The following is a 21504-nucleotide window of genomic DNA, read 5'->3' on the forward strand; positions in this document are numbered from 1 at the left end:
TCACTCACTGTGCTGGCGGCGTGGCCGGTGGTGTTTCGTTGGTCACCCGCAGGATCCCCCACAACCCGGAGGCGTTGCCGTAGGCGGCGTAGTCGCGGAACAGGTAGTCACCCGGCACCGCGTTGCTGCCGCCGGCGCTAGGCAGCATGAAACTGAAGTGCGCGGCCGGCAGCACGCTCTCCTGGGCGCCGATGTACATGGCCTGCGGGTTGTAGCCAAAGCGCACCGAACCGATACCGGGCTGGTACATCGGGTAGCCACCGGGGTCGGCCTTCTCCGGCTGGTAGGCGTGCAGCGGCCACAGGTGCCCGTCGAGCTGGTAGGTAATGCCGCGGCTGCCGCCGGTGGGCATCAGCACGTGGTTGCGCAGTGGCTGGCCAGGCTTGGCCCAGAGCACCGGGGTTTGCGGATCGCCGCCGACCAGGGCGTTGCTGTAGGCCATGTGGGCATTGGCTACATCGGCCCAGCCATTGCCATCGGCATGGCCGAACGGCGCATCCGGGGCCAGGCCGAAGCGGAACCACAACGGCTCGGTCTTGTAGTTGATGGCCATGTTCGAGTTGTCCTTCGGATCGCCCGGCACGCCGTTGCCTTCAGTGGCAATGCCCTCCACCGGCCGGCCATCGGCCCAGCGCATGTTCAGCGAGCGCTGCCAGAGGGTGGCGAAGTCGCGGTAGGCGGTTTGCCCCGGCACCTGCACGGTGGCCGAGGCGCGGCTGGCCGTGTCTTCGCTCCAGGTGGCACCCAGCGGCAGGATGCTCATGGCGCCGATCAAGCCCTTTTGCCCCTGCTTGATGACATCGGCCGGGGTGATGTTCAGGCCGCCGAACTCGATGGCGGTGGTGTTGATGTTGTCCACCGCACGGCCCATCTGCAGCACCGGCTTGCCTTCGCGCTCCAAGTGCCCGGCGTAGTACTGGTAGACTTTGCTCGGGTAGGCGCCGCTGTTGCCGGCCCGTGGCGGCACGGTCTGCACCGGGTTCTGGCCGACGTTGGCGCCGTCCGACTTGGTGATGTCGTAGGCCAGCAACTGGGCATGCAGGCCGACATGGCTGGAGGGCCGCATGAGGTTGTTGTTGAAGGCGGTGGAGCCTTCACTGCCATTGCGGTCGCGCTTGACCACGTTCTGCATCACGGCGGTACTCGGCAGGTCGGGCATGACCAGCGGCAGGCGGTTCTCCAGGGTGACCTTCAGGCACTCGCCGGCAGCGGCGCGCAGCACCAGCGGCTCGATCGGCACACCGGGCTTGAGCTTGCCGGTGCCCGGGTCGAGGTCGGCCTTGCGCACATAGAGGATTGCCGTCGGGTCGTGCAGCGGGCCGCTGTGGCCGCCGATGGTGAACGTCTCGCCATCTTCGGGGTCGGTCACCGTCACCTGCGGGATGCTGGTGCGCCGGCTGTTGTACACCAGGGTGCCGCCGTTGGCCTTGAGCGGGCCGCCGACGTGCTGGCCGGCGCCGGCCGGGTCGGTGATGCTCACACCCAGCGAGTTGCCGAGGATATCGTTGGCCAAGGCGGCGACGACTTCATAGCTGCGCTGCACCGTTGGCCGGGTGCCGATGCCATTGGTGTTGGCGGTAAAGCGCGGGCAGATGCCGTCAAATGCCACGGTATTGCGCGCCGCCATCGGCAACGGGTTGTTGGGCAGGGCAAACAGGTCGTTGCGGCTGTTGCTGTAGTTGCGCATAACGCCCCAGATGCCATTCCAGTAGCCTTCGTGGGCGGCGTCCAGCGAATACAGGTAGTCACCGTTGGGCGCCGACGCGCTGGAGATCATCGACACCGGTGCCATGAAGCCCAGTTGCTCGGAGATCCCGACCATCTGCGAGGCCTTCCAGCCGGAGTTCGAGCTGTTGCCGAAGCCCGAGCCATTCTGCAGCCATTTGACGCCATGCAGGGTCACGTTGTGTTCCTCTTCATGGCCACCGGCATGCATGCGCAGGCGCACGTTGTCGCCAGAGTAGGTGCGCAGCATCGGCGTGAACGGGTCGCCCGGCTCGGCCCCGGCGGCGTTGATGTGCGGCGGGAACAAGGTGGTGCCGCCGGTTGGCCCCACGGCTGAGGTAACAGCCGCCGGCGACAGGTTCATCGCCGGGATGGCGCGGTCGGTGCGGCTCTGCATGGCATAGGCGAGATCGCCGGCCAGGCCGTCGGCCTGCATGCCGCGCTTGCCGTCGGGGGCGACCTTGTTGGGGTCGTAGACGCGCAGGGCCAGCGGCTCGTTGCGGTAGTTGACGACGAACATCCCCGGGTCATCCACCGAGATTGCCTGCGGGCAAGGCCGGCTCGGGCAGCCCGGGTTGAGCCCGCCGCGCGACTCGACCACCGATTCCAGCAGGTTCGAAGCCTTCTGCCGCACCGGCGGGTTGATCGCATAGCGGAAGCTGTCGGCGCTGGCCGGGTAAGCCTGGGCATTGGGGATGCCGTCCGGGCCGGCACCCACGTAAACGCCGGCCTCATAGGCGTGCTGGAAGTCGCTGTACTCGAGGAAAAACTCGCGGTAGCTGTCGTTGCGCCCGTCACCGTCAAGGTCGCCGGTTTTCACCACCGCCTGCCACGAGGTCGGCCCGCCGTCTTCGCGCAGGGCACTGTTGTACAGCAGCTCGCCGGTTTCGGCGTGGTACCAGGTAGAGCCGGCAGGCTCGGCCAGCACGGTGGCGTACAGGCCCAGTTGCTGGTGGGTCGATGGGCCGAGGTGGTCGTGGGTAAAGATGGTGCCCAGGCCACGGTCGACGTTATGCACGTTGACCACCGGGTCGACGAACCAGCGCTGCATGGCCGTGCGTGCGCCCAGCCAGTCGGCGCGCCCGTAGCGGCCGAAGAACGGGTGCGCCTTGGCCACCGGGCACTCGGCCGTGCCTTCGCGCGGGTCGCCGGCGCGGCACTCGTTGAACTCGCGAATCGCGTGGATACGCTCGACCACGGTGCCAGGGGAAAGGATACCGTCCTCGTAGTTCCAGCCGTTGGCCGAACCATCGGCGGCGGTCAGGTCCCATTTTGGCAGGTGGATGTGCTGGCCGATAACGTCGGTTGGCGTACGCACCTGGTAGTCGTCCATTTCATAGTACGAGGGGATCAGGTTGGTGTGCTGGTACATCACGCAGTCGAAGGTGTTCATGCGCATCACCAGCGGCTCCGGAGGGCGCTGCTTGTTGATCACCGCCCAGGCGTCTTCCCAGAGGCTGATGATCCGCGCCTGCGGAAAGTGGTAGCCGACCTTGTTGTACACCGCGTCGAACTGGATGTTGGCGCCCTTGTAGATGCGCGGGCGGTCGGCGGTGAAAGTCGAGCTGCCGGTAAAGCTCATGCCGTCCAGGCGCTCGCCGCTGTTGAACTCACCGGCGCCGGACAGTTGGGTCAGGCGCTTGGCGCGATCATCCATGCACGGCTCGTAGTACGGCGCACCGGCGGTGGGTGCGGCGCCGTTGGTGCGAAAGTTGCGCGCCACGGTCTGCTTGCCAGGCAGCACGGCATAGCTTGGGTGCTCCAGTTTGGAATGGAAGCTCATCGCCGCCTGTTCGACGTCGGTACCCTCCTCGGGCAAAAACACCGCCTTGGCCTTGGTGATGGCCTTGGTGAAGTCCAGCGCAGTGGTGGTCACCAGCGCCTCGCCGCCGGCCGACAGGCCGTCCAGGGCATGGCGTGGCAGGCCGCCGTCCCAGCCACCGACCTGGGCCGGGTCGAGGTTGGCCCACAGGGCGTTGCCGGAGTTTTTCAACTGTTGCGCCTTGGCCGGGTCGAGCATGTCCAGCGGCGGGGTTGGCGGGCGCTGGCCGACGGTGTTTTCCATGCCGCCGATCCAGAACGGGAAGCCCGGGTTCTTCAGGCTGCCGTCGGCGTTGCGGTTGGCCTCGCTGCGATCGACCAGGGCCAGCGAGCCGACTGCGCGCGGCGCGGCGTCGTCATGGCCAGCGTCATCATCGCCCTCTTCTTGCTCATCGTCGTCATGGTTTGCGGCAACCAGGGTTTGCGCCAGCTTGGGAATCACCGCGACCTTGCCGGGCATCGGCGCCATGGCCTTGCCGGGCAACGGCACGATGGCCGGGATTGGCGTACCGGCGATGATCTCGCCGTCCGGCAAGGCCCGGGCGCCCGCGGCCGGCTTGCCGCTGCGCAAGGCGAACGGCACGCTGTGATAGCCGTTTTCGCTCTGCCCGGAGACTTCCAGGCGGGTGCCTTCTTCGAACACATCGTGGACCCGCCACATGCTCCACATACCCTGGGCAAAGTGCGGGTAGAAGTGGCAGTGATAGATCGCATCGCCGGCCACGCGGTTACGGTTGCCCGAGCCGCCGTTGGCGATTTCGTAGGTGTAGCCGACACCCGGGCCGATGCCCTGGGCGTCGACATAGTCGGAGTTGTCGTCATTGGGGTTGAACAGCCACTGGTGGCCGTGCAGGTGAAAGATGTGCTGCTCGTGGCCGTTGTGGGTGTTGCGGAACTTGACCATGTCACCGATGTAGCTGTGGTTGACGTTGGCCGGTTCCGCCGGGTACAGGGCCATGGTCGCCTTGACCCCGACCTGCTCGGCGCTCGGGGTCTGGCCCGGGCGGATGTTCTCTAGGCCGACGTTAGCCGGTACGTCCACCAGCATCGCCACGTCGCCGACGGTGTGCGAACTCAAGAAGAACTCTTCATAGGCGCATGACAGGCAGTCATGCATCGGCCCCACGCCCAGGCGGTTGGCCACAACCTCGGCGCCCATGCCGCCGGAGCCATAGTTGATCATGAACGAGTCGCGGGTCGGCTCCAGCACATGGCCCATTACCGGGTCTGCCCAGTAACCGGGAAAAGCCTGGGTCGAGGCGGCTTCGTCGGTGAACTGCGCGGCGAAATCACGGAACGGCTCCAGACGGTTGGGGATCGCCGGGTTGCGTTTGCCGATGCTTTCCAGCGGGTAGGTCGAGGCCGGGAAACTGCCATCGGCGTTGGGGCCCATGACAATTGCGTCGGATTCGCTGGAGATGATCTCGTTGCCATCGGTCATGGCAATGATCGGCGAACCGGCCTTGCCTTCGCGGATCCACGGCTCCTGCTGCGGGTAGCGCGCCTGGTAGTCGACGATCGGCTGGCCGGTGGGGGTGCGGCCGCTGCTGCTCAGGCGCATCTCTTCTTCGGTCAGGGTATTACGGAAGGTGCGCCCACCTTTGGGCACCACCACCACCTGGCCGAACAGGCCATTGGCGACGTTGCCGGCACCGCCCTCGCCGCCAAAGGTCGCGCCCTGGCTGGTGGCGGCAAACGCGCCTTCACGCTCGGCGTAAAGGGTGTAGGAACGGCTGGCGCCGGGGGCGATCAGGAAGTTGCCGTTGCGCCCGGTATTGGCGGCGATGTCACCGATACTGTTGACCGCCTGCATGCCGTTAACCTGAAAACCGACATGACGGTCGCTGACCTGCTCGTCGGCGACAAAATGCTCGCCGCCCTGTTCGTTGCCCTCGCCCGCTTCGTTCTCAGCGCCTTCGTTTTCCTCGCCTTCGACCTCGTTCTCTTGCTCGTGGTCGATGCCGTGCTTGTTCGGGTTGGCCTGGTAGGCCAGCAGGTTTTGCAGGTTGATGGTCAGGCAGTCGCCCGCCGCCACCCGCAGCACGATCGGCCGCGGGCGTTTGTCCGGGCGCAAGCTGACTTTGCCCGGTACCGCGGCGCCGCCAGTGGCCAGCGACACCTGGTGCTCGTCGACCACGTCGCGGCGCAGGGCGAACATCATGCCGTTGGCGTTCTGCGCACCGAGGCGGTTGAACATCAGTGGCTGATCGAGCGCCACCACATTGGCCACCAGGTTGCGCTCGCAGCGCACGGCAGCTTCGCTGAGCGGTTGCCAGGCAAGGCTGGCGGCCGCAAGCAGCAGTGAAGTCAGGACTGAGCCTTTGATTGGAGTCATCATGGCGTGCCTCGGTGGTGCAAGGGGACTCTGGAGGGGCCGGAGCAAGGCCCATGCCAAATTTTTTATTGTTGTTTTTCAGTAGCTTATAAAGCTGAATGAATCTTGATTGGGGGTGATTCCCCGGTATTCCCCACTAATCGGGGGTTGCCTCATCGCGGGGCAAGCCCGCTCCCACAGGTTTTGCGATTACAAAGGCGCATCCACCGCCAGGCCCTGCAGCCGCCGGTACTGGCGCAGCACCTTGGGCACGTAGCGCTGGGTTTCGGCAAACGGCGGTACTACCCGACCGCGACGCAGCACCGCATCTGGCCCGGCGTTGTAGGCGGCCACGGCCAGGGTGATGTCGTTGTCGAACAGGGTCAGCATGCGCTTGAGGTAGCGCGCCCCGCCCTGCACGTTGGCGGCCGGGTCGAGGACATTCTTCACGCCCATTTCCTTGGCGGTGTCGGGCATCAGCTGCATCAGCCCGGCCGCGCCGCTGGTCGAGCGGGCGTTGGGGTCGTAGCGCGATTCGGCCTGGATCACTGCGTGCAGCAAGGCCGCCGGCAGGTCGTTGGCCTGCGCCGCTGCCGCCACCACTTCGGCGTAGGGCATGCCGGTGATCAGTTGCGGGCCGTTGCTGGCCAGGCTCACGGCCTCGCTGATGACCCGCTGGTAGGTTCGCCCCGGCCGGTGGACGTTGCTCAACACATAACTGCCATCGGCCTTGATCGAGATGTACACATCGGCCTGAGCCGGATTGCCTGTGGCCAGCCAGGCCAGGATTGCCGCAGTGAGCCAGCGCATCGTGCCACCCTCCCCGTTGCGTCCCCCAGAAAGTGGGGCATATGCCCCGATTGCCAGGGCGTTACCCTTCTGACGCAAGCACTGTGCCGCCTTGCCAGGCCCGTGCGGCAAAGGCCCGGCGCAGACGCGCACGGCAATTGCATAAGGCCTTGCAGCGCACCTGTGGAGGGCCTGGCTATGAACAACAACCATCGCGCGCAACGCGGCTTCACCCTGCTCGAACTGCTGGTAGTCCTGGTAGTGCTGGGCCTCTTGGCCGGCATCGTTGCCCCCAAGTACTTCAGCCAGTTGGGGCGCTCGGAGGCCAAGGTCGCCCGGGCGCAGATCGAAGGCCTGAGCAAGGCCCTGGACCTGTACCGGCTGGAAGTGGGGCATTACCCCAATTCCGAGCAAGGCCTGCAGGCACTGGTGGCGGCACCCAGCGACGAAACCCGCTGGTCGGGCCCGTACCTGCAGAAAAAGGTCCCGCAAGACCCCTGGGGGCGTAACTACATCTACCGCCAGCCCGGTGAAAACGGTGAGTACGACCTGCTGTCGATGGGCAAGGACGGCCAGCCCGGCGGCGATGGCGAAAATGCCGAGATCACCAGTTGGCAATAACCGGAGGGCTTGCGCATGCGCTATGAACTCAAGGCCCTGGGCAAGGCCGGGGTGGTCTTGCTCCAGGTCGACGCCCAGGACCCGGGCCAGGCCCGCGAGCAGGTCGAGCAGCAAGGCTTGCGGGTGGTCAGCGTGCGCAGTTGCCAGCGCCTGGCCGGTCTGCGCTGGCGGCGTGGCGAGGTGTTCAACCTGGTGCTGTTCAGCCAGGAGCTGACCACCCTGCTCAATGCTGGCCTGCCGCTGATCGACGCCCTCGAGAGCCTGGCCGAAAAAGAGACCGCGCCCCAGGCACGCAAGACCCTCGGCGAACTGGTGCGCCTGCTGTATGAAGGCAAGTCGTTCTCCCAGGCCCTGGCGCAGTTGCCCAGCGTGTTCCCGCCGCTGTACGTGGCACTGGTGCAATCGAGCGAAAAGACCGGCGCCCTGGGCGATGCCCTCGGCCGCTATGTTGCCTACCGCCAGCGCATGGACGAAGTGCGCCAGAAGATCATCAGCGCCTCGATCTACCCGCTGCTGCTGTTGCTGGTCGGCGGCGGCGTGGTGCTGTTTCTGCTCGGCTATGTGGTACCGCGCTTCAGCCTGGTGTTCGAAGGCCTGGGCACCGAGCTGCCGTGGATGTCGCGCTGGCTGATGCAGGCCGGGATGTTCCTGCACGCGCATCAGCTGGCCATGGCCAGCAGCTTTGGGCTACTCATGGCGCTGCTGTTCATGCTGCGTCGCGAGCCGCGGGTGCGGCGCTGGCTGAACCGCCAGCTGGAACGCCTGCCGGCCCTGCACAAACGCCTGGTGATGTATGAGCTGGCGCGGTTCTACCGCTCGCTGGGGATCCTCCTGCAGGGCGGCATCCCGATCCTCACCGCCATGGCCATGGCCCGCGGCCTGCTCGGCGCGGCCAGTGGCCTGCGGCTGGAGCAGGCCTGTGAACGGGTCAAGGAAGGCCAGTCGCTGTCGGCGGCGCTGGAGGCCGGGCACCTGGTGACGCCAGTGTCGTTGCGCCTGCTGCGCGCTGGCGAGCAGTCGGGCAACCTCGGGCAGATGATGGAGCGCAGCGCCGACTTCTACGACGAGGAGATCAGCCGCTGGATCGAGTGGTTCGTGCGCCTGTTCGAGCCGCTGCTGATGACCTTCATCGGCCTGCTGATCGGCCTGATCGTGATCCTCATGTACATGCCGATCTTCGAGCTGGCCTCGAGCATCCACTAGCGCAACGCGTGACAATCCAGGGCCCTTGCTGTATAGATTCGGCCACCAAGGGGAGCCCGGCAACGGGCTGAGAAACCGCTGGCATGTGCAGCGCGGTGACCCTTCGAACCTGATCCGGATCATGCCGGCGAAGGGATGGGTATTGTGCACCTGCCTTTTTGCCGGCCTCACTGCGGGGCCGACCATGCCAGCCATCACCGGCCCCGCTGTCGTCACGATAAAAAGGACAACAGCATGACCGCGCGCTTCACCGACAGCCTTCGCCAGCAAAGCGAGCCGAGCTGGACCCAGTGCATCGAACACCGCTTCGTCAATGAACTGCTCGACGGCAGCCTGGCCGACCCTGTGCTGGTCAACTACCTGGTCCAGGATCACCGTTTCATCGATGCGTTCCTGACCCTGCTCGGCGCCGCCATCGCCAGCGCCGATACCTTCGAGGCGCGGATTCGCCTGGGGCGCTTTACCGGGGTGATCGCCGGTGAAGAGAACACCTACTTCCTGCGCGCTTTCGAAGCCCTGGGCGTCAGCGAGGCGCAGCGCCTTGAGGCACCGGACTCAGCGCCGACCGCAGGCTTCAAGGCGATCATGCGCGAAGCCGCGGCCACCCGCTCCTACGCCGCCGCCCTGGCGGTGCTCAACGTCGCCGAGGGCCTGTACCTGGACTGGGCGCTGCGGGCCAACAAGCAACTGCCGCCGCGCTTCGAGCACGCCGAGTGGATCACCCTGCACGACAACCCGGCGTTCCAGGACTTTGTCGCCTTTCTGCGCGCCGAGCTGGACCGCGTCGGGCCTGCACACGCACAGGTCAGCCGCGACTTCTTCCTGCGCAGCGTGGCGCTGGAACAGGCGTTTTTCGACGCCGCCTACGACATTGAGGGCTAAGCCATGGATATCTTCGAGCGCCTGAAACAGGCCGCCAGCGCCGACTGGCACAGCTACGTCGAGCACGACTTCGTTCGCCAGATGGGCGCCGGCACCCTGGCGCAACCGGCGTTTCGCAAGTACCTGGTACAGGACTACCTGTTCTTGATCCAGTTCGCCCGCTCCTGGGCCCTGGCCGCCTACAAGAGCCGCACCCTCGCCGACATTCGCGCCGCCCAGGCGGGGCTGGCGGCGATTCTCGACGAAACCGAGCTGCACGTGCGCCTGTGCGAGCGTTGGGGGCTGTCGGCCGACGACCTCGCGGCGACACCGGAGCACCAGGCCACTGTCGCCTACACCCGCTTCGTGCTGGACTGCGGCGCCGCCGGCGACCTGCTGGACCTGCACGTGGCCCTGGCGCCGTGCGTGATCGGCTACGCCGAAATCGGCCGCAACCTGACCCCCGACGGCGTTCAGGCACTGGGCGATCATCCTTACCGCGAGTGGATTGGCGAATACGCAGGCGCCGGCTACCAGGGCGTGGCCACCGCTGCGCGTGCGCACCTGGATGACCTGGCCGCGCGAACCATGACCGAGCGCCGCTTCGAGGAACTGGTCAAGGTCTTCGCCCAGGCCTCGCGGCTGGAAGCCGACTTCTGGCAGATGGGGCTGGATGCGGCTGGACAGTAAGGGTTAAAGATTCCACAGGTCAGTAATCGTAGCGATCCACCGCCCGCCGCCGCTCGTTGTCATCGCGCATGTCGTAGTTGGCGGTGGTCTGGATGTTGGTGTGGTGGGCCAGCTTTTGCGCGATCGACAGGTCATGCTCTTCGATCACCCGGGTGATGAACGAGCGGCGAAAATCGTGGGGCATGATCTTTACCCCTACTTGAGTGCCGCGCTGGCGGGCGATGTAGTAGATCGCGTGCTTGGTGATGCGCTCGCGGGTGATGTGGCTGCCACGGCGGATGCGGTTGAACAGGAACTCGTCGTCGGCCTGCCCTTCAGGCAACTGCTCGCGGCGAAACGCCAGCCAGGCGTTGAGCTTTGCAAACGCCCAGGGCGGCGCGTACTTGATCAGTTGCTTGTTGCCCTTGCCCAGTACCTGCAGGCTGCGTTCGCTGAAGTCGACCTGGCTGAGGGTCAGGTTGACCGACTCGGACTTGCGCATGCCGGTGCCGTACAGCAAGGCGATCACCGCCGCATCGCGCAACCCCTGCGGGCGCGGGTCGGCAGCGCAGGCGTCCATCAGCTCGCGAATCAGGCTGCGCTTGAGGTTGCGCCCGGCCTGCAGGCGCGTGCCCTGGGTCGGCTTGACCGTGCGGATCTTGAGCAACTGCTCCTGGCTGATCAGGCTCAGGCGCCAGGCCTCGTTCATTACCCCGCGCACCGCGTTGACGTACAGCGACGAGGTGTTCGGCGCATAGCCGTCGGCGCGCAAGGCCGCCACCAGGGCGGTGACATGCCCGGGCTCGAGCTGGTGCCAGGGCACCTCGGCGATGTCGCAATCCTCGAAGCCCAGGCGGTCGGCAGCATCCTGGAGGATGTACTTCATGGTCAGCTGGCTGGACGGCGCCAGGCGGGCGAGGTATTGCAGCAAGGGGTTTTGCAGTGAATCGGACAAACCGGGAATCCTGTAGAGCGCAGCTGAGGTCAGGGGCCTGCAACGGGCCAGTCTGACTCGTGACAACACCGTGGCCACTGACCTGCATCACAATCAGGTCATTGATTGGCAAGTCTTTTTAGCCACGGCAAGAATCCCGATAGTACCTCATCGTCGCCCCCGGAATCGATTGAGGGCATTTTCATGGCACCGAGTCATCCAGGTACAGCTTCACGGTTTCGCGGGTCAGCGACATGACTTCATGGGTCAAACCGTTGAAATCCGTCTCGCCATGCTCCAGGTAGCCGTCACTGCGCTTGACCACATAGGCCACGTAGCCGCGTGGGCGGCCGGTGTCGTTATCGATGATTTGCAGGCGGTCGCTGTACAGCGGCAACGGCTCGATCCGCGGCACCAGGGGCGAACGACCGATGACAATCGGCTCGGGCTGCCACTGCACCAGGCGCTCGCGGTGCCGGGCCACTTCGGTGAGCACCTGGTCGACCGGCAACTGCAGGGTTTTCGAATAGTAGGCATCGTAAAGAAACGCGGTAATGCTCAGTTTGCAGGGGATATGCGCCTTGTCCGCCAGCAGGCGCTGGATCGCCGGCTTGAGCAGTTCGGTCTGCGTGCTGCGGTCCGGGGTGGTCTTGTAGAAATGCGCGTTGACCACGTAGTTGTAGCCCTTGATTTCGGAGATGCCCTCGAAATCGACACCGCCAACCAGGCTGTAGATCATCGCATGGCCAACGGTGAAATCCTGGTCATCGTCCAGGGCGCAGGTAAACCACTCGCCGATCTGCCCGTCGCCGGTATGCCGTTCGAACAGGCTGATAATCTCTTCGTCGCTGCGAAAGCGCAGGGAGTAAGAGCCATCGTGATAGGTGAACGAGGTGAATTCCAGCGGCATCGACTCGATACCGTGGCTGCAACCGCCAAGCGCTAGCGCAGCGCCCAGGGCGCACGCGGCGAGGCGTAAAGAGGGGGCGAACAAAGGGGCGTCATCCATGAGCAAGCGAGGCGCGCAAGAATGCCCAAGGCCGCGCCCGCCAGCAAGCATTTCCGCGCCCGCAGGCGGCAACGATGGGCTACAGTTGCCGAGGAACCCCCTGCCCCGAGGCCCCATGGCTTTCCATCGACTGACCCGCACCCACCCGCGCCTGAGTTTTTCTGCCGTTGCCGGCTGCCTGGGCGGCTGGCTGATTCCCGCCGACAATCTGGTGCAGCACATCCTCACTGGCTGGAACATCGGCGTCTGGCTGTACCTGCTGCTGGTGCTGTGGCTGACCCTGCGCGCAAGCCCCGAGAAGGTACGCGAAGTGGCCTGTGTCGAAGATGAAAACGCCGGCCTGGTGCTGCTCACCGTCAGCATCGCAGCGATCGCCAGCCTTGCCGCAGTGACCCTGCAACTGGCCGCCAGCCGCGGCCTTGCCGGTGGCCCGCAACTGCTGCACTACGCCTACACCGGCTTTACCATTGCCGGCTCCTGGCTGATGATCGGCACCATCTTCAGCCTGCACTACGCCAGGCTGTTCTACACCGCCGGCAGCAAGGAGCCTTTGCTGCGCTTTGCCGATGGCGAGCTGAACCCCGACTACTGGGACTTCCACTACTTTTCGTTCACCCTCAACGTCGCCGTGCAGACCTCGGACGTGGGCGTTGCCGACCGGCAGATGCGCCGTATCGTCCTCGCCCACTCATTGGTGGGTTTCGTGTTCAACACCGCGATTCTGGGCTTTACCATCAACATCGCCGCCGGCCTGTTGAACTGACGGCACGCCTTCAAGCACCTGCATGGCGCAACGGGCGATGCGCTGGCAGGCCTGCTCCAAACGGTCGCTGTCGAGCACCAGGCCAAAACGCAGGTGGCCGGCGGCGCTGGGGCCGAAGGCGTCGCCAGCGAGCACCGACACCCCATGCTCCTCCAGCAGACGCTCGGCAAAGGCCTGGGCGCCAATGCCGGTCTCGCGGATATCGATCATCACGAACATGCCGCCATCGGGCTTGTGCACGCGGATGCCCGGGCAGCCGTCAAGGCTTGCGCAAACCCGGTCGCGCCGCTCGCGGTAGCGCTCGCGCATCTGCCGCACCTGGGGCAGGTCTTGCTCCAGGGCCACCTGGGCGGCGTCCTGGATAAAATCCGGCAGGCCGTACAGCATGCACAGCGCCAGGTTGCTCAAGTGCTCGGTCAACTGCTGCGGGCCGATCACCCAGCCGACCCGCCAGCCCGACATGGCATGGGACTTGGACAGACTATTGATGGTCGCGCTGCGTTCGGCCATGCCCGGCAGGCTGGCCGGGCTGAAATGCTCGCCCTCGTACAACAACTCGCTGTAGACCTCATCGGAAATCAGCCACAGGTCGTGGTCGATGCACAGTTGCGCCAAGCGCTGCCAGGTAGCCTTGGGCAGGCTGGCGCCAGAGGGGTTGTGCGGGCTGTTGAGCAGCAAGGCGCGGGTGCGCGGGGTAATACGCCGGGCGATGTCGTCAGGGTCGACCCTGAAGCCCTGCTCGGGGCGTACCGGCACCGGCACCAGACTTGCGGCGCAGGCACCGAACACCGCTTCGTAGGTGACATACATGGGCTCGGCGACGATCACCTCGTCGCCCGGGTCGAACAGGCACTGGGCCACGCCATACAGCGCGCATTGCGCCCCGGCCAGCACCACCACTTCCAGCGGGTCGACCGGCTGGCCGCTGTGGCGGGTGTGATGGGCGGCGATGGCGCGGCGCAGGGCCTCGCTGCCGCGCACATCGGAATAGTGGGTGTGGCCACCGCGCAGGCTGTCGATGGCGGCGTCGACTATTGGTTGCGGGGTGTCGAAGTCCGGGTCGCCAATCGACAACAGGATGATATCCCGGCCCTGGCCTTGCAGTTCGACGGCGCGGTAGTGGATGTTCCAGGCAGCAGCACCGTCACCGGCGATACGTTGGGTGAGCGCGGAATAACGCATGGACGGTCTCCTTGACTGAACCTGGACGCGCCATTGGTCTGAAACTCCCAGGCAAGCATCCCAGCCGACTGTCGGTAAAAATAGCAGAGCGGCGCCATAGCAGGCGGGGAAATATTGCCAGCAAACGTTTGCCGCCAACACCAAAGTGGTCGCCGCGCCTGCCGGGGAACGTGAGCTGGGTCAAACTCTCGACAAACCGTCATCATCCTGGGCCGACACTGGCGCCATCAATGCTATGTTTAGGTTTCCCGCCGGGTCGCACCGACCCGCCCATTCTTGCGTGAGGTTCACCGTACAAGGAGGCCGGCATGAACAAGCTGACGTTCCCCAACGCCTGCCAGATGATGCGCTGGCATTTTCATCCGCTGGGCTTCGAGGCCAGCATGGACGCCCCGCGCAGCATGGTGGCGCGCCTGTTCGACCGGGCCACCGGCGAAACCCTGCTGGCGATTGCCGGCATTCCCTGCGCCACGCTGATGCACGCGGCGGACGTCGAGCGCATCATCGAAGCGGTTGAGGCCGAACTCGACGCCTTCGAACCGTCCTGCAACCTGCGTGCGGTCGGCTGATCAGCTGACAACCCGGGGCTCGCGCCCGCGCTCGATATCGGCAATGAAGCGCTCGGCCGGCTGTGGCTGGCCGAGCAGATAACCTTGCAACGAGTCACATCCCAGGCGGGTCAGGAAGCTCTGCTGGCGGTCGGTCTCGACCCCTTCGGCGACAATCCGCAAGCCCAGGGCCTGGCCCAGCGCGACGATGGCCGAAACGATGGCAGCGTCGTCGCTGTCCTGCTCCAGGTCTCGCACGAAGCCGCGGTCAATCTTCAATTCGTTGGCCGGCAGGCGCTTCAAGTACATCAGGCTCGAATAGCCGGTACCGAAGTCATCGATAGACAGGTCCACACCCATGTCCGAAAGCCGCTGCAGCACCTGCATGCTGGCGTCGGCATCGCGCATGGCGGTGGTTTCGGTGATTTCCAGGGTCAGGCTGTTGGCCGGCAACTGATGACGCGCCAGCACCCTGGCAACGCTCTCGACCAGCCCGGTGTGGCAGAACTGGATGGCCGACAGGTTAACGGCGATGCGCCAGTTGCTGTGGCCCCGGTCGATCCAGATGCGCATCTGCCGGCACGCCTCGTCCAGCACCCACTCGCCGATGGGGATGATCAGGCCGGTTTTTTCCGCCTGGATGATGAACCGGTCGGGCAGCAGCAGGCCATGTTGCGGGTGTTCCCAGCGCAGCAAGGCCTCGGCGCCGATCGGCTGGCACTCGAGGGCGTCGAACTTGGGCTGGTAGTACAGGCGGAACTGGCCCTGCTCCAGGGCCACGCGCAAATCCTGCAGCAGTTGCAGTTGCAGGCGGGCGTTGCTGTTCATCGACACGTCGAAGAAGCTGTAGCCGTTCTTGCCGGCGCTCTTGGCGTGGTACATGGCCGCATCGGCGTTGCGCAGCAGTTCGTGCTGGTCGATGCCATTGCCCGGGTAGAGGACGATGCCGATACTCGCCGAGATCTGCAGGTTCTGTTCAGCAACGCGAAAGCTGCGCGAGATCAGGTTGACCTGCTTGGCCGCCACGCCCACGGCGTCGTCGGCTTCCTGCAGCTCGACCAGCAGCACGAACTCATCGCCGCCGATCCGCGCCAGGGTGTCCTGGCTGTGCAGGTGGCCGCGCAGGCGCAGGGCGACTTCCTTGAGCAACTGGTCGCCCATGTGGTGGCCGAAGGCATCGTTGACCGGCTTGAAGCCGTCCAGGTCGATGAACATCAGCGCAAAACAACCGCCCTGCTCGGCCACCTTGCTGATCGCCTGGTCGATACGGTCGGCCAGCAGCGTACGGTTGGGCAGGCTGGTGAGGGTGTCGTGCAGGGCCAGTTGGGTCAGTTCCTGGTTGGCCAGGGTCAGCGAGCGGGCAAGCTCGGCGGTGCGCGCTTCCAGGCGCGCATCCAGCACCGAGGTCAGCAAGGCTGCGGCCAGCACCGCCAGGGTGGTGATAAGCACCAGGTAATCCAGGCCGTTGCCGCTCAGGCCGCCGCCCAGTGCGCCGCAGTAACTGCCTTCGGGGAAGTTCGCCGCGGCCATGCCGGTGTAATGCATGCCGACGATCGCCACGCCCATGATGATCGCCGCGCCGCCACGCAAGTGGCGCACGTACAGGGTTTGCTGGCGCAGGCGGAAGGCGATCCACAACGCCGCTGCTGAAGCGCCGACAGCGATCAGCAACGAGGCGCTGAACAGCGCGGGGTCGTAGTCGATGCCCGGGGTCATGCGCAGCGCGGCCATGCCGGTGTAGTGCATGCTGCTGATGCCGGTGCCCATGATCAACGCGCCAGCGCCCAGTTGCAGCCACGGCAAGGTCGGCTGGCTGACCAGCCACAGGGCGAAACCCGACGACAGCCCGGCGATCAGCAGCGACAGCAGGGTCAGGGTAATGTCATAACCGAGCTCGATCGGCAGGTTCAGGGCGAGCATGCCGATAAAGTGCATCGACCAGATCCCGATGCCCATGGCCAGCGCCCCGCCACCGATCCACAGGTACACCGCACGGCCCTTGGCGGTGTTGATCCGGCCGGCGAGGTCGAGGGCGGTATACGAAGCAAGGATGGCCACACACAGCGAAATCAATACCAGCGACGAAGAGTAACTACCGATCAGCATGAGGCCTTCCACAACCCGTAGACCGGGCACTGGCGAGGCCCGGATAAAAGCCGATGATTGTACTCAACCTTTGGCGAAACGCACGGAGTTTTCGGTGGAAGATGGCAATGATGAATCACTGCCATCTCAAGTGATTTCTAGCAGAAAAATACTTTATAAATCAATAAGATATATAACTTTATTAATGTGAAAAGCAAGAAAACAGTGCAGCTTGCACCACAAGCTAACCTACCGAACAAACAACATTAATAAATCAACTTATACCTTTGATTTATATTGATTAATTAACACTATCCTGCTCGGCAAACACCGCCTGCGCCTCCCAGCCCCCACCCAGCGCCGCGATCAACTGCACGCTGGCCACCAGCCGCCCCTGCAGCAGGTTGAGCACGCTGCGCTCGTTGCTCAGGGCGGTGGTCTGCACGTTGACCACATCCAGGTAGGCGATCAGCCCGGCCTTGTACTGTTTGTTGGTCAGGCGCAGGGAGTCGCGGGCCGAAGCCAGGGCTTCGCTGCGCAGCCGCGCTTCGTCTTCATAGACCTTGAGCTGTACCAGGTAGTTTTCCACTTCCTTGAAGCCGTCGAGCACGGTCTGCCGGTACTGGGCCACGGTCTGGTCGTAGACCGCTTCGCTGCGGTCGACTTCTGCCGCGCGCTGGCCGGCGTCGAACAGGGTCATGGCCAGTTGCGGGCCGACCGACCAAAAGCGGTTCGGCAGGCTGATCCAGTCGCTGAAGCTGCTACTGCTGTAGCCGCCGCTCATGCTCAGGGTCAGGTCCGGGAAGTAGGCGGCGCGGGCCACGCCGATGCTGGCATTGGCCGACATCACGTTGCGCTCGGCCTTGGCGATGTCCGGGCGGCGCTCCAGCAGTTGCGAAGGCAAGGCCAGCGGCACTTGCGGCAGTGCCGGGATGTCCTTGCTGTCGGCCAGGGCGAACTCGGCGGGGGCCTTGCCGAGCAGCACGGCAATGGCGTTTTCCAGCTGCGCGCGCTGCCACACCAGGTCGATCAGGTCGGCCTGGGTGCTCTTCAGCTGGGTCTGCGCCTGGGCCACCGCTTCCCTGCCGGAAATCCCCGCTCGGTACTGGTTATCGATCATTTTCAGCGAACGCTCATAGGCCTCGACGGTGGCCTCGAGCAGGCGCTTCTGCTCGTCGATCACCCGCAGTTGCAGGTAGTTCTGCACCAGTTCCGACTGCAGGCTCAGGCGGATCGCCGCCATGTCGGCGAGGCTGGCTTCAGCGCTGGCCTGGTTGGCGGCCAGGCCGTCACGCAGCTTGCCCCACAGGTCGGCCTCCCAGCTCACCCCCAGCTGGGTGTTGTAGGTGTTGCGGATGCCGCTGCTGTTGTTGCTCAGGCTCGAACTCGAGCTGCCGGTGCCCTGGCTGGAGCGGGTTTTGCCGGCCGACAGGTCGAGGCTTGGGAACAGTGCACCACGGGCACTGCGCACCAGGGCCTGGGCCTGGCGGTACTGGGCTTCGTACTGGGCGACGGTCTGGTTGCCGGCGTTGAGCTGCTCGACCAGGCCGTTGAGCTGGGCGTCGCCGTACAGCTCCCACCAGGCGCCGCGGGCGATGGCGTCCGAGGGGTTGGCCTGGGTCCAGCCTTCGGCGTGCTTGAAGGCCACCGGCGCCGGGGTTTCGGGGCGGTGGTAGTCCGGGCTCAGGGTACAGGCGCTGAGCATTCCCAGGCACAGGGCCGAGGCCAGCAGGCGCGAGCCGCGGGCAGCCAGCAACGGCTGCAGCGAACGGTCGGAAAGAAGCGGACGTCGGGTCATAGCGGGGTTTCCAAAGCAGCGTCGGTACGCACGCCGCGCCAGCGGTTGAAGCGATGGCGCAGGCGGTCCAGATAGAGGTAGACCACCGGGGTGGTGTAAAGCGTGAGGATCTGGCTGAAGACCAGCCCGCCGATGATGGTCAGGCCCAGCGGCTGGCGCATCTCGGCGCCTTCGGCGTGGCTGAGCAGCAGCGGCAAGGCGCCGAGGATGGCCGCCAGGGTGGTCATCAGGATCGGCCGCAGGCGCAGCAGGCAGGCACGGCGGATCGACTCCTCCGGGCTCAGGTGCTCGTGGCGCTCCAGCTGCAGGGCCAGGTCGATCATCATGATGGCGTTCTTCTTCACCACGCCAATCAGCAGGAACAGGCCCAGCAGGGAGATCAGGCTGAACTCGCTGCCGACCACATACAAGGTCAGCAAGGCCCCTACCCCGGCCGATGGCAGGGTCGAGAGGATGGTCAGCGGGTGAATGTAGCTTTCGTAGAGAATGCCCAGCACCAGGTACACCGCCAGCAAGGCGCCGAGGATCATGAACGGCTGGCCCTTCTGGCTTTCGGCGAAGGCATCGCCGGTACCGCCGAGCTTGGCGATCACGTCCTCGGGCAGGCCGACCTTGGCCACTGCCCGCTCCACAGCGGCCAAAGCCTGGTCCTGGCTGTAGCCTTCGGCAATGTCGAAGTTGATGCTCTCGGAGGCAAACTGGCCTTCGTGGCTGACGCGGTCGTCGGCCAGGCTGTTCTGGTAATGGGCGAAGGTGGACAGCGGTACCCGCGCGCCATCGGCGGTGATCACCTGGACCTGCTCGAGGGTGCGCGGGTCCTGGGCATATTTGGGGTTGATCTCCATCACCACCTGGTACTGGTTGAGGCTGTCGTAGATGGTCGAGATCTGCCGCTGGCTGTAGGCGTTGTTAAGCACCGAGGTGACCATGCTCATGTCGATGCCCAGGCGCTTGGCCTGTTCGCGGTCGACCACCAGGGTGATCTGCTGGGTACCGCCGCCTTCGCGGGCGTCGATGGCGGTCAGTTCCGGCAGGCTCTTGAGCGCCGCGACCACCTTCGGATACCACTCGCGCAGGGCCGACAGCTCGCTGCTTTGCAGGGTGTAGAGGAACTGCGAGCTGCTCTGGTCGCGACCGCCGCCGAACTGCAAGTCCTGGTCGGCCATCAGGAACAGCCGCCCGCCGGGCACCTTGGGCATCTCTTTGCGCAGGCGCTCGATGATCTTCTGCGCCGAGACCTTGCGCTCGCTGATCGGTTTGAGGCGCACCAGTACCATGGCGTTGTTGGTGCCGCTGTTGCCACCGATGAAACCGGCAACGCTTTCCACTGCCGGGTCGGCCAGCAAGGCGCGGCGGAAGATCTCCATCTTCGGCTGCATGACCTGGAACGACAGACCGTCGTCGCCGCGGACAAAGCCCATCAGCTGGCCGGTGTCCTGCTGCGGCAAAAAGGTCTTGGGCACCACCACGTACAGGGCGATGTTGACCGCGATGGTCACCAGCAGGCTCAACAGGGTCAGGCGCCGGTGGCGCATGACCCAGTCAAGGCTGCGCCCGTAGCCGGCCATCATGCGCTGGTTGAGCTGCTCGCTCCAGCGTTGCAGGCGGGTCTGTTGCCCCTCGGCGTGGGGCTTGAGCCAACGTGCGCAGAGCATCGGCGTCAGCGTCAGCGACACCAGCAGGGAGACCAGGATCGCCACTGCCAGGGTGATCGAGAACTCGCGAAACAGCGAGCCGACGATGCCGCCCATGAACAGGATCGAGACGAACACCACCACCAGCGACAGGTTCATCGACAGCAAGGTGAAGCCCACCTCCTTGGAACCCATGTACGCCGCGCGCATCGGCGGTACGCCTTCGTCGATATGCCGGGAGATGTTCTCCAGCACCACGATGGCGTCATCCACCACCAGGCCGGTGGCAAGAATCAGCGCCATCAGCGACAGGTTGTTCAGAGAAAAGCCGCACAGGTACATGGCCGCGAAGGTGCCGACCAGCGACACCGGCACCGCCAGGGTCGGGATCAGCGAGGCGCGCAGGTTGCCGAGAAACAGGAACACCACCAGCACCACCAGCACCACGGCGATGATCAGGGTGTGCTCGGCTTCCTTGAGGGTCGCCTTGATCACCGGCGAGCGATCCATGGCCACGTCCAGCTTGACGCTGGCCGGCATCAGCGACTCCAGGGCCGGCAACTGCTCCTTGATTTTGTTCACGGTCTCGATGATGTTGGCGCCGGTCTGGCGGTTGATCACCAGCAGCACCGCGTCCTGGTCATTGAAGAAACCACTGTTGTAGCGGTTCTCCACCGCGTCGCTGACCTTGGCCACATGGCTCAGGCGCAGCACCGCGCCATCCTGGTAGCGAATCACCAGCGGCTCGTAGTCCTTGGCTTTCTCCAGCTGGTCGTTGGCCTGCACCTGCCAGTTGCGCTGGCTGTCTTCGACAAAGCCCTTGGGCCGGCGCTGGTTGGCGTTGGCGATGGTCTGGCGCACGTCGTCCAGGGACACGCCGTACTGGTTGAGCAAGTGCGGCTCGAGCTCGACCCGCACCGCCGGCAGCGAACTGCCGCCGATCTGCACTTCGCCGACCCCCGGCACCTGCGACAGGCTCTGGGACAGGATGGTCGAGGCCAGGTCGTACAACTGGCCCTTCTGCAGCACGCTTGAGGTCAGCGCCAGGACCATGATCGGCGCCTGGGACGGGTTGTATTTCTTGTAGGTGGGCATGCTGCGCATGCCGCTGGGCAGCAAGTTGCGCGAGGCATTGATCGCCGCCTGCACCTCGCGCGCGGCGGCGTCGATGTCGCGGCCCTGGTCGAAACCGAGGATCACCCGCGTCGAGCCCTGGCTCGAGCTGCTGGTAAGGGTGGTCACCCCGGAGATCGCGCCCATCGAGCGCTCCAGCGGCGTGGCCACGGTCGAGGCCATGACCTCGGGGCTGGCGCCCGGCAGGTTGGCCTGGACCACGATCACCGGGAACTCGATCTGCGGCAGCGGCGCCACCGGCAACAGGCCGAAGCTGACACCGCCAAGCAGCATGATCGCCAGGCTCAGCAGCATGGTCGCCACTGGGCGGGCGATGAACGGAGCTGAGAGGTTCATGGGCGGCTCCAGTTGCAAGCTGCAAGCTGCAAGCTGCAAGCAACTTGAGGTGACCTTCGATCCACAGATCGAACACCG

General features: G+C 65.1%; 14 protein-coding genes and 1 riboswitch. Of the genes, 6 read left to right on the top strand and 8 right to left on the bottom strand.

The features are described from left to right. Nucleotides 1-4: 4 nt before the first annotated feature. Nucleotides 5-5884: a manganese-oxidizing multicopper oxidase MnxG gene (mnxG, locus tag LOY22_RS14295; RefSeq protein ID WP_258593636.1), complete on the bottom strand. Its 5880-nt coding sequence runs from the start codon at nt 5882-5884 to the stop codon at nt 5-7. Nucleotides 5885-6070: 186 nt separating this feature from the next. Continuing rightward, nucleotides 6071-6670, bottom strand: a complete 600-nt coding sequence (locus tag LOY22_RS14300) for a lytic transglycosylase domain-containing protein (protein WP_195884251.1) — start codon at nt 6668-6670, stop codon at nt 6071-6073. A 177-nt stretch (nt 6671-6847) separates the two neighbouring features. Here LOY22_RS14300 and gspG point away from each other — a divergent pair, with 177 nt between their 5' ends. From gspG to tenA, 4 genes are all read left to right on the top strand, one after another. Continuing rightward, the gene (gene gspG, locus LOY22_RS14305; protein ID WP_045198278.1) at nt 6848-7270 is read left to right on the top strand and encodes a type II secretion system major pseudopilin GspG; all 423 of its coding nucleotides are present in this window, start codon (nt 6848-6850) and stop codon (nt 7268-7270) included. A 15-nt stretch (nt 7271-7285) separates the two neighbouring features. Next, complete coding sequence (locus tag LOY22_RS14310) at nt 7286-8473, top strand: type II secretion system F family protein (RefSeq protein ID WP_093382220.1); 1188 nt, start codon at nt 7286-7288, stop codon at nt 8471-8473. Nucleotides 8474-8511: 38 nt separating this feature from the next. Continuing rightward, nucleotides 8512-8626, top strand: a riboswitch (TPP riboswitch). An 81-nt stretch (nt 8627-8707) separates the two neighbouring features. Continuing rightward, the gene (locus tag LOY22_RS14315) at nt 8708-9355 is read left to right on the top strand and encodes a TenA family protein (RefSeq protein ID WP_258593639.1); all 648 of its coding nucleotides are present in this window, start codon (nt 8708-8710) and stop codon (nt 9353-9355) included. 3 nt (nt 9356-9358) lie between these two features. Further along, nucleotides 9359-10024, top strand: a complete 666-nt coding sequence (tenA, locus tag LOY22_RS14320) for a thiaminase II (RefSeq protein ID WP_258593641.1) — start codon at nt 9359-9361, stop codon at nt 10022-10024. 19 nt (nt 10025-10043) lie between these two features. On the opposite strand, the gene xerC is transcribed toward tenA, so the two are convergent. Both xerC and LOY22_RS14330 read right to left on the bottom strand, forming a co-directional pair. Further along, nucleotides 10044-10958: a tyrosine recombinase XerC gene (xerC, locus tag LOY22_RS14325; RefSeq protein WP_258593642.1), complete on the bottom strand. Its 915-nt coding sequence runs from the start codon at nt 10956-10958 to the stop codon at nt 10044-10046. Between the two features lie 181 nt (nt 10959-11139). Further along, entirely contained in the window at nt 11140-11946 is an 807-nt protein-coding gene (locus LOY22_RS14330) for a hypothetical protein (RefSeq protein ID WP_258593643.1), read from the bottom strand. 115 nt (nt 11947-12061) lie between these two features. On the opposite strand from LOY22_RS14330, the gene LOY22_RS14335 reads away from it, so the two are divergent. Next, the gene (locus LOY22_RS14335; RefSeq protein WP_123566602.1) at nt 12062-12709 is read left to right on the top strand and encodes a DUF1345 domain-containing protein; all 648 of its coding nucleotides are present in this window, start codon (nt 12062-12064) and stop codon (nt 12707-12709) included. Here the strand turns inward: LOY22_RS14335 and LOY22_RS14340 are convergent. Then, nucleotides 12635-13891 (bottom strand): pyridoxal phosphate-dependent aminotransferase, encoded by a 1257-nt coding sequence (locus LOY22_RS14340; protein WP_213604322.1) that lies wholly within the window; start codon nt 13889-13891, stop codon nt 12635-12637. The genes LOY22_RS14335 and LOY22_RS14340 overlap by 75 nt on opposite strands. 308 nt (nt 13892-14199) lie before the next feature. On the opposite strand from LOY22_RS14340, the gene LOY22_RS14345 reads away from it, so the two are divergent. Next, nucleotides 14200-14460 carry a DUF1652 domain-containing protein gene (locus LOY22_RS14345; RefSeq protein ID WP_045198261.1) on the top strand — a complete coding sequence of 87 codons (261 nt, stop codon included), beginning with the start codon at nt 14200-14202 and terminating at the stop codon, nt 14458-14460. Here the strand turns inward: LOY22_RS14345 and LOY22_RS14350 are convergent, their stop codons facing one another. From LOY22_RS14350 to LOY22_RS14360, 3 genes are all read right to left on the bottom strand, one after another. Beyond that, a complete protein-coding gene (locus LOY22_RS14350) occupies nt 14461-16545 on the bottom strand; it encodes a bifunctional diguanylate cyclase/phosphodiesterase (RefSeq protein WP_093382198.1) in 2085 nt (694 codons plus the stop codon). It lies immediately after the preceding gene. 280 nt (nt 16546-16825) lie between these two features. After that, nucleotides 16826-18322 carry an efflux transporter outer membrane subunit gene (locus tag LOY22_RS14355; RefSeq protein ID WP_258593644.1) on the bottom strand — a complete coding sequence of 499 codons (1497 nt, stop codon included), beginning with the start codon at nt 18320-18322 and terminating at the stop codon, nt 16826-16828. Beyond that, on the bottom strand, nt 18319-21426 hold the full coding sequence (locus LOY22_RS14360; protein ID WP_213604318.1) for an efflux RND transporter permease subunit: 3108 nt from the start codon (nt 21424-21426) through the stop codon (nt 18319-18321). The genes LOY22_RS14355 and LOY22_RS14360 overlap by 4 nt, the downstream gene beginning before the upstream one ends. Nucleotides 21427-21504: the final 78 nt, after the last annotated feature.

The organism is Pseudomonas sp. B21-035, from assembly GCF_024748945.1.
GTDB lineage: Bacteria > Pseudomonadota > Gammaproteobacteria > Pseudomonadales > Pseudomonadaceae > Aquipseudomonas.